The sequence below is a fragment of the Psychroflexus salis genome (assembly GCF_014640175.1).
GTDB classification, from domain to species: Bacteria; Bacteroidota; Bacteroidia; order Flavobacteriales; family Flavobacteriaceae; genus Psychroflexus; species Psychroflexus salis.
On the sequence record NZ_BMGL01000006.1, the window covers coordinates 88,779 to 102,091 of the forward strand.

Below are 13,313 nucleotides of genomic sequence, written 5' to 3' on the forward strand. Positions count from 1 at the left end.
AAAATTATAGTGTTATGAACTTAGAAATTCAAATTCCTGAAAGCCTTACAAACGATATTAAGGCACTCAAAGAGAAGCTCGCAAATATTGAGCTTAACTTACAGCCAAAACAAGCACCGCAATACTACACACGCAAAGAAGTGGCTAAAATGTTTAATGTGGATTTATCTACTATTCACAACTGGACTGTAAAAGGAGTACTCACAGCCTATCAAATTGGCGGCAGAGTTTTATACAAAGCCAACGATATAGAAAACGCTATTGTAGAACTGAAAAAATAAAGGCAATGGATAACACAATTACCCAATGCCTTGAAAGCTTTTTATTCTCAAACAACAAAAGCAAAGATAAACAATTATCAAAGATTATAAATTGCTATTCAGTAGGCGACAAAGGCAGAGTTATTTTGAATACTCTAATGGTAGCAAACTATTTAAGCGAACTAGGTTTTTATCAACAAAAAGTAGGAGACAAAATTTTGTTTTCACTTTATTACAATGGAGTTTTAACTACAAACATTTCCAGAGACCATATTTACAGCTATCTAATGAAGCTTATAATTAAGTATGACCCGAACGCTAAAAATAAAGATAGTCAAGTATTAAACAAGCTAAATATTGAGCTTAATAAGCATATCAAAAAAGAAACAACCATAGTAAGTAATTTAGATGTTTGTATGCTTAAAGAGTATCGAGATACTAAAAATACAACAAGGTTTTTCTTTAAAAATTTGATAGTTGTAGTTGAGGTTAAAAATGATATGAAAAATATCAAAACTGAAAATTACAACGAATTTGCAAAGCGTAAAAAGTATATTAATTCTAGTAAAATAATTGATTTTGATTACGACCCAAAAAACCCACAACCTGAAAAATCGGTTTACGCTGAATTTGTCCGTAAGGTAACTAATGAATCTAAGCATTATTTATCCGTTGTAACTTCAATAGGTTTTTTCTTAAACTCATTTAAGAGCAAAAAAGACCCTGTTATATTTATCCTATCGGACGAAAATTCACAGCTTAAAAATGATGCATACGGACAAAGCGGAAAAAGCGAGATTTTAGAAGCTGGACTTCAATTTGCAGTAAGCTCATATTTCTTTGAAAATGCGCAAAACTTCAATAAAAACTTTCCATTTCAAAATATAAGACCTGAACACGATTTATTCATTTTTGGAGATGCACCTAAAGACTTCAATCTAAAAATAATGTATGAAGCTAAGCGAGGTATTGATGTGGAACAAAAAGGACGCTCAAAAGCAGACTTTTTTATTCAATTTGAATACAGCCCTAAAATTTTGGTAGATACCAATTTCAGACTAGGCAGCAATAAATCAAGCGACAAAGGGCGAATTTTCAGAATTACAATTAATAACTACTTTGATGCAGACTACACGCCAATAGAAGAGTTTAAACACGAATTATTCACGGACTGGGATAAAACCGAATGGAATAACTTTTACAGCTTTATGATTGAATGTGCTGCAAGTTATTTAAAGTACGGACTTGTTAAATATTCAAATCCAAAAATCGAAAGCAAAATTTTAGCAACCTCAACTTCAAGTAAATTTGTGGAATATATGAGTAATTCTTTTGAATTAGATAAGTGGTATGTATTACCCTATTTAGCTAAAGAGATAATTGAAAAAACATACAAAGAAAGCCCTGTTAAAGCTTCAAAGGTTCTATTAAATTGGCTGCAACAATATGCAGATGACAAAGGCTTGAATTTGACAAAAAGAAAAGGAGCGCAAAATAAAAAATCTATTAAAATTAGTAAAATCAACTTGTTTACAAATCGAGAAAATCAATAAAAATGACTGATATAACCATTTTCATAAATGCACCCTAACTTATTAATATGCTGAATATCATACACTTATTTTTTTAAGGTTAGGTTAAGAAAACACAACCTAACTGTTTAAGATATTGATATTCAGTTAATTAAATCCAATAGTTAGGTTAGTTAGGTTATTTTAAAACATACGTGTATAGAAAAAAAGTAATTCATATATATATAATAACTTCATTTTATCCTAACTATCCTAACAAAACAGCGTAAAGCATAGTAAAATTAAGGGTTTACAAGGTTAGGTTTAAAAATCAATCCTAACCTAAACCTAACTAAATAACAAATATTAACAAGGGCAGCAAATGAGAAACTTTTAATATGCCGCCAAAAATCAAATAAATATGAATTTATCAATTTTCAAAACAAAAAAGGAATTACAAATACAATCCGACCAACAAGGGTATGATGTTTTAGTTAAATCGGTTAACGCACCCATTGAATGTATAAAGGATGCTAGAGATGAATTTAAGCGCAATAAAATTGAGATTAAAACCTTAGAGGAATTAAGCAAAGGCAATTTTATTGAAATACTTAACCAATATGTAGATGCTGAATATAAAAAATCTACAACGGTTAAAGATTTAAAATTAAGTCCAGAAGATTTTAAGGAACGTAGAAAAATTGAAACTTCAAAGCTCGAGAGTTTGCAAAGCATATATAATAATCTAATCAATAGAAATGAGCAGTTATATGATTTCAATGATGGATTTTTTAAGCATTGCGAGAATGCATACCATAGCAAAGACCCATATAAGCAAAAGATATTCAAAAAAGCACCAAAGAAGCGAGATTATCGTATTGGCGATATGTTTACCATTACTGGCAATAAAGTGAAGCTAGACATACCTAAAAAGCCGTTTGAGATGTATTTATTGAATAATGAGCAAAAGGAGTTAATCGTATCAATTAATAAATTTATCGAAGCATCAAAGGAATTAGAATTTGAGCCGAAATTTATTTATGATGCAGTTAAGAAATACTTAGCAAGTGATACTGGATACCTGCTAAACAATGTTGTTTTCAATTACAACGAAATTCTAACCCATAAACTATAATTATGAATGAAGTAAAAATTTTACGTTTCACCAGTTCTGAAAAACTGGAAACCGAAATAAACGCACTACTCAAAACTGGGTACAAACTGGATACTAACTTTAAAATCGAAAACGATGGAACACAATTTTATGCATTAATGTTTAAGTAATTGGCACGTCATACCTTACTTAGATTTTGATTAATTGAGAGAGACCCGCTTTAATAGGCGGGTTTTTTGATTTTACAGCCAACGGAGTTAAGGCGAAGCAGCACCAGAACCACAGCAAATAAAATTTAATTCCAGTATCTTAATTCAGTTGTAACATTTTATAGCATAACACTAGCAAACTAGGCAGCATATAGAGAAATTTCTACATAAAACCCTTATTTCTTTGAAAAACAAGTATATAAGTAACAAAAAATATAACAGGTCTCAAATCAATGCAGAATGCCTATAAAATGCAGAGCGTAAAATATTGCTTCACATAGGGGGAACTTTCTTAAAACTTAGCTTTTTTTTATTACCACAGCATCACAGCCAACGCCTTAACAGCTTACAACAAACGAATGATAAAGTTATAAGCAAAAACATTTGAGCGCATTAGAACGCTTTGTTTGAAGTCAAAGAAATAAGCTAAGATTATGCGAGATTAAAAGCTATTCAGATAAACAGCTATTGAATTTTATTAGCTTCACCAGATGCAGCCTTAGAACTGATTAAGAGCTAAGAAACAAACCAATTTAACAAAAGACTAATTTATATTTATTCTCAATAGTTTAGTACAAATATAGTACAACTAAATAAAAAACCCTTGCTAACTAACTGATTAACAAGGGTCTTAAGTACTCGGAGCGGGACTTGAACCCGCACGGCCATAATGGCCATTGGATTTTAAGTCCAACGTGTCTACCAATTCCACCATCCGAGCAGAATATTTTTTTGAGCGAAAGACGGGATTTGAACCCGCGACCCTCACCTTGGCAAGGTGATGCTCTACCCCTGAGCTACTTTCGCGTTTTATTTGACTTAAGCAATAAAAAATCTTAAGGCAAGGTGATGCTCTACTTCCGTAACAATCAAAAGTTTTTTTTGCTCTGTTACGAAAATTCTCGGCAAAATACGAAATCTACTATTTCTTTTTGACGGAACCCTGAGCTACTTTCGCATAATGTATAAGAACTTTTATTGCGGGTGCAAATTTAATCTTTTTATTCAATTCACAAACTATTTTCTATAGAAAAGAATGGAAATTTTTAAGTTTTATATTTCTAAAAAATAACTAACTAAAAATCAAATAAGTCTGATGACAAATATCGGTCGCCGCGATCGCAAACGATACTGACTATTGTACCAGATTTTAGCGTATTGGCTAATTTTATAGCAGCCGCTGTAGCTCCTCCACTACTCATGCCCGAAAAAACACCTAGTTTTGATGCTAATAAACGTGCTGTTTTTTGGGCTTCTGTTTCATTCACTTCGATAACTTGATCTACTTTTTTAGCATCAAATATTTTAGGTAAATATTCAGGTTTCCATTTTCGAATACCTGGAATTCGTGCTTCATCATCGGGTTGTACACCTACAATTTGAATGTCTTTATTTTGTTCTTTTAAATAAGTAGAAGTTCCCATTATGGTTCCTGTGGTTCCCATAGATGATACAAAATGGGTGACTTCATGATTGGTATCTCGCCAAATTTCTGGACCAGTGGTTTTATAATGCGCTTTCCAATTATCTGGGTTGGCAAATTGATTTAACGTATAATACTCCCCTGTTTTCACTTTATCTTCTACATAATCTCGTGCGCCTTCAATTCCAATATCTGCGCTAGTTAGTGTTACTTTTGCACCGTAAGCTCGCATAGTTTTTACCCGTTCTATGGTTGCATTTTCTGGCATCACCAGTTCAATAGATAGTCCAAAAACGCTAGCAATCATGGCTAAGGCAATTCCTGTGTTTCCACTGGTGGGTTCAATTAATTGGGTATTTTTATCGATTTCTCCGCGCTCTAATGCAGACTGAATCATATTTAGTGCTGCTCGGTCTTTTACACTTCCACCAGGATTGTGTCCTTCTAGCTTCAGCAGTAGCTTTACATTTTTGTTTTGCAATAAACTAGAACCGTCTACTAAAGGTGTATTTCCGACAAGGTCTATAATTTTATTCGACATTCTTTTTTGTTTTAATTGTGGTTTTTGACTGATTAGAAACTAAAGAATTGGCATCTACAGATTTGGTTAACCAAACGTTCCCACCAATTAACGAATGAGCTCCAACAATAGTTTCTCCACCTAAAATAGTAGCATTCGCATAAATAGTTACATGGTCTTCTATCGTAGGATGGCGTTTGGTGGCTTGCATAGATTTATTAACCGAATGAGCTCCCAAAGTTACACCTTGGTATATTTTTACATAATTTTTAATAATTGATGTTTCACCAATTACTACACCTGTTCCATGGTCTATAAAAAAAGGCACGCCAATTTCTGCGCCAGGATTAATATCAATTCCTGTTGAACTATGCGCGCATTCGGTCATTAATCTCGGCACTAAAGGCAAACCAAATTTTAACAATGCATGACTTAAACGATATGTAGCAATGGCATAAAAACCGGGATAAGCCAAATATACTTCTGCTAAGGAATTCGCAGCAGGATCATTTTCTAATATAAACTGTGCATCTTCATTTAATTGCTTTTGGATTTTGGGAATTTCAGAAATATAATCTTCCCAAATATTCCTACAGCTTTGCTCTGGTTTATAGCAAACTAAGTCGGCTAATTCTTCAAAAGAAGTCTCCAGTTCTTGTAGAGTTTCATCTGCTACAGTATCGGAATCGAATAAACATAAAAATAACTTCCTTGTAAAAGCAGTGGTTTTGTCTTTTATAATGTAGGAGTGCTTTAACTTGCTTTTTATTTCTTGAATATCTTCTTGAATGCTTTTCGTAATCAAATGCTTTATTTTTAAGCAAAATTAAGGTAGATGGTGGATTACATCTAAAGATTATCATTTTATTAGGGATTAGGTAAATTCAGAATTGGGAATGTCACCCCTAACGGGGTTGAATTACTTTACCATGCTTTTGTTAATGATATTTCGCCCCTAATGGGGCTATTGTTATTTCGCTCCTACAGAGCTTAATATTATTTTTTTCTATCTTTATTTTTTGAATTTTAATATGTTGTTTTGCAATTGATTAACTAGCTTTTATTTAAAGATAAATTATGGCTAATACATTTACACAAGTCTATATACAAATCGTAGTTACTGTTAAGGGTAGACAAAATCTAATTCATAAAAAATGGAAAGATGAACTATATAAATACATATGTGGTATTGTCAATGCTAAGCAACAAAAAGTTTATGCTATTGGTGGAGTTGCTGATCATATACATATCTTGGTGAGTATAAAACCAAATATTTCAATTTCAGAGCTGGTAAGGAGCATAAAGGCAAATTCATCTAAATGGATCAATGAAAAAGGATTGGTTTTAGGGAAATTTCAATGGCAAGGTGGTTTTGGAGCTTTTTCATATGCACAATCTCAGTTAGATACTGTAATTAAGTATATCAATAACCAAGAAAAACATCACAAAGTGAAAACCTTCAAAGATGAATATACTGAATTTTTAGAAAAATTTGAAATTGATTATGATGAAAAATATTTATTTAAATTCATTGAATAAATACAATTAATAGCTCCGTTAGGAGCGATATAATATTAGCTCCGTTAGGAGCGATATAATATTAGCTCCGTCAGGAGCAACATCACAATAGCTCCGTCAGGAGCAACATCACAATAGCTCCGTCAGGAGCGACATAATTTCAGGAAACAATAAAATTCAACAGTTTATAAAGAAATCCCTTTTTTTTTCGCAAAGTCCGCAAAGGATTCGCTAAGAACACGAAGAAAATTCTTTAATTAAAATTAGACTAACTAATATAATTCCAAAACTGCTTATTTTTCATGCTGCTTTGGTAGGTAAAATTAACCATGCTATTTTCGGGCGATTCCAAGCTCGGGTCTTCTTTTAATAATAGGTGTGCTTCTTTTCTAGCTAAAGCTAAAATAGAACCATCTTGCACCAAATCGGCTATTTTCAATTGCAAAACACCGCTTTGCTGTGTTCCCATTAAATCGCCTGGACCACGTAATTTTAAATCGACTTCCGCAATTTTAAAGCCATCGTTGGTTTGCGTCATGGTTTCTAAGCGGGTTTTTCCGTCTTTGCTAATTTTATGTCCCGTAAGTAAAACACAATAACTTTGTTCTGCTCCACGTCCTACTCTACCACGTAATTGGTGCAATTGAGACAGTCCAAAACGCTCCGCGCTTTCAATTAACATGATGCTGGCATTCGGGACGTTTACGCCCACTTCAATTACCGTAGTAGCGACCATAATTTGGGTTTTTCCTTCTACAAAACGCTGCATTTCAAAAGCTTTATCTTCTGGCTTCATTTTACCGTGAACTATAGAAACTTGGTAATCGGGTTTCGGAAAGTAGCGTACAATACTATCGTAGCCATCCATTAAATCTTTATAGTCAAAATTAGCTGATTCTTCAATTAAAGGATACACCACATAAACTTGTCTTCCTTTGGTAATTTCATCTTTTAAAAATTTAAAGACTTTTAAACGATTGGAATCATACCGATGAACCGTTTGAATGGGTTTTCTGCCGGGTGGCAATTCATCTATTACCGAAATATCTAAATCGCCATACACGCTCATCGCTAAAGTTCGTGGAATGGGCGTCGCCGTCATTACCATAACATGCGGTGGTAAGGTGTTTTTCTTCCATAATTTTGCCCGTTGTGCCACACCAAATCGGTGTTGTTCATCGATAATGGCTAAACCTAAATTTTTAAATTTTACTTTGTCTTCAATTAAGGCATGCGTACCGATTAAAATCTGTAATTCACCCGATTCTAGTTCTTCGTGCAAAATTCTTCGAGCTTTCGTTTTGGTTGAGCCGGTGAGTAATTTTACGTGTATACCCATTTTCTCAGCTAACTCAGAAATGCCTTCATAATGTTGTATCGCCAAAATTTCAGTAGGCGCCATCATGCAAGCCTGAAAGCCATTTCCAAGTGCAATTAGCATGCTTAAAAATCCAACAATGGTTTTGCCTGAACCCACATCGCCCTGTAACAATCTGTTCATTTGTGCGCCACTGTTTAAGTCGCGACGAATTTCTTTTAAAACGCGTTTTTGCGCATGGGTCAATTCAAATGGCAGGTAGTTTTTATAAAAATCTAAAAAATAATCGCCCACTTCGGGAAACGGAAAGCCTTTAATTTTCTTTTTAGCCAGTAAATTTTTACGTATCAATTGCAATTGAATGTAGAAAAATTCTTCAAATTTTAATCTGAATTTTGCTTTTTCTAAATCATTAATTGTAGCCGGAAAATGCACATTAAATATCGCTTTGGTTTTAGAAACTAACTTGTGTTTCTGCAGAACGCTTTCTGGTAAAGTTTCAGTAAAACCTGCTGTGCATTGCTTTAGCAAATTAAACATAATGTTGTTCATGCTGCGGTTGGTCAAACCTTTTTTCTGTAATTTTTCAGTAGAAGGATACACCGGCTGCATGCGTTGAGCTTTTTTGCTTTGGTATTCTTCTAGCAAATCCAATTCTGGATGTGGCATACTCGCTCTGTTGCCAAACCATTTCAATTTCCCAAAAGCCACATAAGGCGTGTTGGTTTTTATATTTTCTCGTATCCATTTATGGCCGCGAAACCAAACCAACTCCATTTGCCCAGTTTCATCTTCAAAAACGGCTACCATTCGCTTTCCGCGTTTTTGTGGCACCATTTTTACAGTGGTAATTTTACCGATAATTTGCACTTCGGCATTCGCATTTTGCAATTCAGCTATTTTATGAAAACGCGTGCGGTCGATGTATCGATTCGGAAACAAACTCAACAAATCTTGAAATTTATGAATATTCAATTCCGTTCGCAACAAGTCAGCTCTTGCCGGACCAACACCTTTTAAATAATCTACGGGAGCTTGTAAATCTTGCGCATTCATTAAACGAAAATACAAAAACTAACTTTTTCTTACAGCACTAAAATTAGAATGTTTTTTTGGGCGCAACCCCAATAAAAAAAATTGGGGTCGGGCTTTCCATTTAAAAGACTTCGCAAAAACAAAGCTTTGTTGGCAATGCTGCGGCTCATAAAATCGCCACCACATCACCGCAAAGCTAACTGTTTTTTGCTGCAGGCTTACATTGCAATCCCTTGCGCAAGTAAAATTGAAATTGGTTTTTAAGTTGAAAATCAAGTTTAAATGCTAATTTTAAAATTACCTTTGTGTAGAATTTAAAGAAATATGAAAATTCTTTTTGCAGGAAAATCGAAATTAGATTACAATCGAGTAAAAGTTATCAAAGCAGGTTTAGAACAGCTAATTGATGTTGAAGTAATTGAATTAAAGATTAAAAAAGGGAAAAGCGATAACTTGAAATTGCTAAAGCAATTGGATAAAGAAGTTGATTATATTTACATTCCACCAATGCGTCATGCCGATGTAAGTTATATTAAGAAACATACCAATAAACCCATTGTTTTTGATCCATTAATTTCAAAATACCTTACCAAAGCAGACTATGGCCAATTTTGGAAATTACCCGTAAAATATTTTTTAGATAAAATTCCATTTTCAAAAGCAGATATTTTACTAGCAGATACCAATGCACATCGAGACTATTTTATTAAAAAGTTTCAACTAAAAACTCAAAAAGTGCATACATTGTATATTGGTGCAGATACAAAAACTTTTTTTAAGCAAAAAAAAGAAAGTAATGCCAATCCTAATTTTATTGTTGGCTTCTATGGGAGTTTTATTCCTCTGCAAGGAACCGATAAAATTATAGAAACTGCCTATTTACTGAAAGATGAAAAAGATCTGTTTTTTGAAATTATCGGCGATGGATACACCTTCAAAAAAGCAAAACAACTAGCCAAAAAATGGAATCTAACCAATATTCATTTTCATGGTAAAGTTAAATACGAAAAACTCAGTCCACTCATTAATTCGTTCGATTTGTGTCTTGGAATTTTTGGCAACTCAAAAAAAGCAGATATGGTAATACCTAATAAAGTTTACCACTATGCATCAATTGGTAAGTGCATACTAACGAAGCACACAGACGGAATTAAAGAGCTTTTTACAGATCAAAAAAATATTGTACTTTGTGATAATTCGCCTAAAGACATGGCAGAAAAAATAAAAAATTTAAAAGAAAATCCAGAGCAGATTAAAAAAGTAGGTTTAGCAGCAGAAAAATTATTGCGAATCGACTATAACGAAGTTGAAGTTGCTCAGCGATTTCTTTCAATTTTAAAGCAACACAAAAGTGCTAACTAAGGCAAATGAATATTAAAATATCGCCTTAATCATTCTAGGTTTATGGAAAATATCTTTTTTTAGACTTACATCTTTAAATCCAGCATTTTCAAACAAAGCTCGTGTTTCATCTCCTAAAGCCTGATTGATTTCTACATAAACAGTTGGGATTTTTTCCTGCTGTAAAGCCAATTCAATTATTTTTTCATAAAAAATCAAAGCTGAATCGTTTTCTACAAATAAAGCCAAATGCGGTTCATAATCGAATACGTTAGATCGAATTAATTTGCGTTCATCCATTTTTACATAGGGCGGATTTGAAACCAAAACATCTACTTGATCTGGAAGCTGCTGAAGTTGTAAAATGTCTTGTTGCTTAAAATTGATTGTAACTTGATTAAGCTTTGCATTTTGTTCGGCAATGGCAAGCGCTTCCGTAGAAATATCGTAGGCAGTTAGCCTAAAGTTGGTGTTGTTTTTGGCTAAGCTTGTAGCAATGCAGCCGCTTCCGGTTCCAATTTCAGTAATATCAATTTTTTCTGTAGTGTTTGTATAATCTTCTATAATCCAATCGACTAATTCTTCGGTTTCTGGCCGTGGAATTAAAACTGAAGCATTTACTTTAAAAGGCAAGGCATAAAATTCTGTTTCACCCAAGATATATTGTATGGGTTTTTGCTTTTTTAATTCGCTTAAAGCTTCTTGAAAAAGTTGTACTTTTTCTTTAGCTAATTCTTCCTGCGAGTTTAGTAGCATTTGGGTTGTATTCCAACCTAAATAAGCTTCAACTAACCAATTTAAAAAAGTCCTAATCTCTGTTTTAGGATAGATTTCGGTTAATTCTTTTGCAAATTGACTTTGTAATTCTTTTAGTTTCAAAATAGTTAAATTGAATTAAGCGATTAATTGATATAATTTAACCAGTAATGCATTATTTAAAAAACATGTCAGTTCGAGTAAATTTCAGTAAGAAATTTGTATCGAGAACAGCGTTTTTTGTTCATAATATTATTCTCGATAGTTCTGCTGAGCTTAGTCAAAGTGCAATTTTTTTCACTAACGCATAAAAAAAATCATCTGCCTTCTGCAGGCAGGCTACCATTGACATTTTAAAATAAAAAACAGATTATCAATACGTTGTTTTAAGTTCGAGCGAAGTCGAGAACGGTATGCATCTCGACTGAGTTTATGCCGAAGTACTGAGATGCTCGATGCTGAAACATATATTAAACGTAACTTTATATCAAAAAACAAACGGCCTAAGTTGGCTTAGACCGCTTAAAAGTACGATTTCCTATTGATATTTTTTGGAAGTCTTTTCTCCTTCTGTCTTTTCTGCTTTCGTTTCTTCTCCTTCCGTCTTTTCTCCTTTTTCCTTTTCTTCTGTAGAATTTTCAGTTGACTCTTCTTCAGCTTCCACAAAAGTGGTAAAACCTTTTTCTGCTAATATATTATACCATTGTATAATTTTTTTAATGTCGCTTTGGTAAACGCGATCTTCATCAAATTCCGGTAAAATTGCTCTAAAATATTCAATTAAATCCGTTTTAGACGATTTGTGATCTATGGCTTTTCCGAAGTTTTCTTTCTCTCCTATTTTTTGAAAAATTTCGCGTAATGGAACTTCTTCTGCGTAGGTATAAATTGAAATTTCACCCAACATACTTATGTTGTTCTTTACATTCACAGGAATTTTTTTTCCATCGATTAAAGATTCGGCTAGCACACCACCACGAGTTTGTGCTTTCATTTCCCATAAACCTGGGCGTCCTCCAATGGATAAAATTTTATTGATGTCCATGTATATATTTTTTGGTTGGCAAATATGCAATCTAAGTTGCTAATAGCAATGCTTAATAACTGCTTAATTTTAAAATTATCTTCTTTTTTTTGCTTTTGGAAACTTCATGTTATAAGAAACTTTTACTTTCCCTTTTTCAATGTTAGCCAATTTCCCTTTAATTAACTGCTTTTTAAAAGCAGAAAGTTTATCGGTAAACAAAACACCTTCAATATGGTCGTACTCGTGTTGTACTACTCGAGCGGCTAAGCCATCTAATTCTTCTACATGCTTGTTAAAATCTTGGTCAAAATATTCAATTTTTATTTTAGGCTTTCTAAACACGTCTTCGCGTACATCCGGAATACTTAAGCAACCTTCGTTAAAATCCCATTCGTTACCTTCTTCTTCTAAAATAGTTGGATTAATAAACACTTTTTTAAAATCTTTTAAATCTTCTTGGTCGTTTTCTAACAAATCATCATCTTCGGCAAAAGGAGTTGCATCTACTACAAACAAACGGATAGGCAAACCGATTTGTGGAGCAGCTAAGCCTACACCACTGGCATTGTACATGGTTTCCCACATATTGTTAATCAATTCGTTTAATTGGGGATAATCTTCTGAAATCGATTTGGCTTTTTTCTTTAAAACTGGATTTCCGTAGGCAATTATGGGAAGTATCATAGCTTATTTTTTTTGTAATTAAAATATTCAAAATCTAATTTATAAAGTTGATTAACAATTTCATTCATGGATTGGTCCCATTGTAAATCGAATTTCGCTTTTTCGGTTGTATTTACTTTTTTACTTAAGTCTAACTTTAATTTTTGTTCAACAAAATCTCGGTCGGCTTGCATTTCCATTTTCATTTTTTTAGCAACCTTCAAGTTTTTAAAAATTTTATATTGCGGATGCAAATGTCTATTATTCATATAAACCTCAGGCAATAAATGAATGAATTCTGAAAAACTAATCGCTTTTAATGCTTGGTATTTTTCGTCAATACTTGCCGATTTTTTTATTCCTAAAGGCTCAAAAAATATTTTCTGACTGCGCAACCAATAACTAGTTTGGTCTAAATCTTTATTCAATTTATCACGGTAAAAAGACTCTAAACGCGTGTATGGATTTCGACCAATTACATATTTGGGTTTGGAACTAAGTTGCAACCAAAAAGGCTTTACTTTTTTTAAATGCTTCTGTTTACGCAAGCTAGAATACATCACTTTAAAGTTGACGCTGATGTAATATTTTTCCTTTTTGTTATAAAAATGCGGCATA

At 33.1% G+C, this 13,313-nt stretch carries 13 protein-coding genes and 2 tRNA genes; 6 read left to right on the forward strand and 9 right to left on the reverse strand.

All coding sequences use genetic code 11. The features are described from left to right. Positions 1-14: 14 nt before the first annotated feature. The 4 genes from IEV63_RS06025 (at position 15) to IEV63_RS06040 (ending at position 3,055) form a co-directional block, all read left to right on the forward strand. Positions 15-281 (forward strand): helix-turn-helix domain-containing protein, encoded by a 267-nt coding sequence (locus IEV63_RS06025; RefSeq protein ID WP_188405892.1) that lies wholly within the window; start codon positions 15-17, stop codon positions 279-281. A 5-nt stretch (positions 282-286) separates the two neighbouring features. Continuing rightward, on the forward strand, positions 287-1,813 hold the full coding sequence (locus IEV63_RS06030) for a hypothetical protein (RefSeq protein ID WP_188405893.1): 1,527 nt from the start codon (positions 287-289) through the stop codon (positions 1,811-1,813). 379 nt (positions 1,814-2,192) lie between these two features. After that, positions 2,193-2,906, forward strand: coding sequence for a hypothetical protein (locus IEV63_RS06035; RefSeq protein WP_188405894.1), 714 nt, complete (start codon positions 2,193-2,195; stop codon positions 2,904-2,906). Between the two features lie 2 nt (positions 2,907-2,908). Beyond that, positions 2,909-3,055, forward strand: coding sequence for a hypothetical protein (locus IEV63_RS06040; RefSeq protein WP_188405895.1), 147 nt, complete (start codon positions 2,909-2,911; stop codon positions 3,053-3,055). Between the two features lie 675 nt (positions 3,056-3,730). Here the strand turns inward: IEV63_RS06040 and IEV63_RS06045 are convergent. From IEV63_RS06045 to epsC, 4 genes are all read right to left on the reverse strand, one after another. Then, positions 3,731-3,815: transfer RNA gene (locus IEV63_RS06045), tRNA-Leu, on the reverse strand. A 14-nt stretch (positions 3,816-3,829) separates the two neighbouring features. After that, positions 3,830-3,901: transfer RNA gene (locus tag IEV63_RS06050), tRNA-Gly, on the reverse strand. Between the two features lie 269 nt (positions 3,902-4,170). Beyond that, positions 4,171-5,058, reverse strand: coding sequence for a cysteine synthase CysM (gene cysM / locus IEV63_RS06055; RefSeq protein WP_188405896.1), 888 nt, complete (start codon positions 5,056-5,058; stop codon positions 4,171-4,173). Beyond that, positions 5,048-5,851 (reverse strand): serine O-acetyltransferase EpsC, encoded by an 804-nt coding sequence (gene epsC, locus IEV63_RS06060; protein WP_188405990.1) that lies wholly within the window; start codon positions 5,849-5,851, stop codon positions 5,048-5,050. Before epsC ends, cysM begins: the two co-directional genes overlap by 11 nt. A 263-nt stretch (positions 5,852-6,114) precedes the next feature. On the opposite strand from epsC, the gene tnpA reads away from it, so the two are divergent. Next, positions 6,115-6,576, forward strand: coding sequence for an IS200/IS605 family transposase (gene tnpA, locus IEV63_RS06065; RefSeq protein ID WP_188405897.1), 462 nt, complete (start codon positions 6,115-6,117; stop codon positions 6,574-6,576). Between the two features lie 247 nt (positions 6,577-6,823). On the opposite strand, the gene recG is transcribed toward tnpA, so the two are convergent. Further along, the gene (recG, locus tag IEV63_RS06070) at positions 6,824-8,929 is read right to left on the reverse strand and encodes an ATP-dependent DNA helicase RecG (RefSeq protein WP_188405898.1); all 2,106 of its coding nucleotides are present in this window, start codon (positions 8,927-8,929) and stop codon (positions 6,824-6,826) included. 303 nt (positions 8,930-9,232) lie between these two features. Here recG and IEV63_RS06075 point away from each other — a divergent pair, with 303 nt between their 5' ends. Further along, positions 9,233-10,270: a glycosyltransferase family protein gene (locus IEV63_RS06075; protein WP_188405899.1), complete on the forward strand. Its 1,038-nt coding sequence runs from the start codon at positions 9,233-9,235 to the stop codon at positions 10,268-10,270. 12 nt (positions 10,271-10,282) lie between these two features. Here the strand turns inward: IEV63_RS06075 and prmC are convergent, their stop codons facing one another. The 4 genes from prmC to IEV63_RS06095 form a co-directional block, all read right to left on the reverse strand. Then, on the reverse strand, positions 10,283-11,128 hold the full coding sequence (gene prmC, locus IEV63_RS06080) for a peptide chain release factor N(5)-glutamine methyltransferase (RefSeq protein ID WP_188405900.1): 846 nt from the start codon (positions 11,126-11,128) through the stop codon (positions 10,283-10,285). A 415-nt stretch (positions 11,129-11,543) separates the two neighbouring features. Further along, a complete protein-coding gene (locus tag IEV63_RS06085) occupies positions 11,544-12,050 on the reverse strand; it encodes a DUF5606 family protein (protein WP_188405901.1) in 507 nt (168 codons plus the stop codon). Positions 12,051-12,125: 75 nt separating this feature from the next. Next, complete coding sequence (gene def / locus IEV63_RS06090) at positions 12,126-12,716, reverse strand: peptide deformylase (RefSeq protein WP_188405902.1); 591 nt, start codon at positions 12,714-12,716, stop codon at positions 12,126-12,128. After that, a complete protein-coding gene (locus IEV63_RS06095) occupies positions 12,713-13,312 on the reverse strand; it encodes a sulfotransferase family 2 domain-containing protein (RefSeq protein ID WP_229737194.1) in 600 nt (199 codons plus the stop codon). The genes def and IEV63_RS06095 overlap by 4 nt, the downstream gene beginning before the upstream one ends. Position 13,313 lies beyond the last annotated feature (1 nt).

Coding starts and splice junctions, on each gene's coding strand:
- IEV63_RS06025 (WP_188405892.1), top strand. CDS start 15: ATGAACTTAGAAATTCAAATTCCTGAAAGCCTTACAAACGATATTAAG.
- IEV63_RS06030 (WP_188405893.1), top strand. CDS start 287: ATGGATAACACAATTACCCAATGCCTTGAAAGCTTTTTATTCTCAAAC.
- IEV63_RS06035 (WP_188405894.1), top strand. CDS start 2,193: ATGAATTTATCAATTTTCAAAACAAAAAAGGAATTACAAATACAATCC.
- IEV63_RS06040 (WP_188405895.1), top strand. CDS start 2,909: ATGAATGAAGTAAAAATTTTACGTTTCACCAGTTCTGAAAAACTGGAA.
- cysM (WP_188405896.1), bottom strand. CDS start 5,058: ATGTCGAATAAAATTATAGACCTTGTCGGAAATACACCTTTAGTAGAC.
- tnpA (WP_188405897.1), top strand. CDS start 6,115: ATGGCTAATACATTTACACAAGTCTATATACAAATCGTAGTTACTGTT.
- recG (WP_188405898.1), bottom strand. CDS start 8,929: ATGAATGCGCAAGATTTACAAGCTCCCGTAGATTATTTAAAAGGTGTT.
- IEV63_RS06075 (WP_188405899.1), top strand. CDS start 9,233: ATGAAAATTCTTTTTGCAGGAAAATCGAAATTAGATTACAATCGAGTA.
- IEV63_RS06085 (WP_188405901.1), bottom strand. CDS start 12,050: ATGGACATCAATAAAATTTTATCCATTGGAGGACGCCCAGGTTTATGG.
- def (WP_188405902.1), bottom strand. CDS start 12,716: ATGATACTTCCCATAATTGCCTACGGAAATCCAGTTTTAAAGAAAAAA.
- IEV63_RS06095 (WP_229737194.1), bottom strand. CDS start 13,312: ATGCCGCATTTTTATAACAAAAAGGAAAAATATTACATCAGCGTCAAC.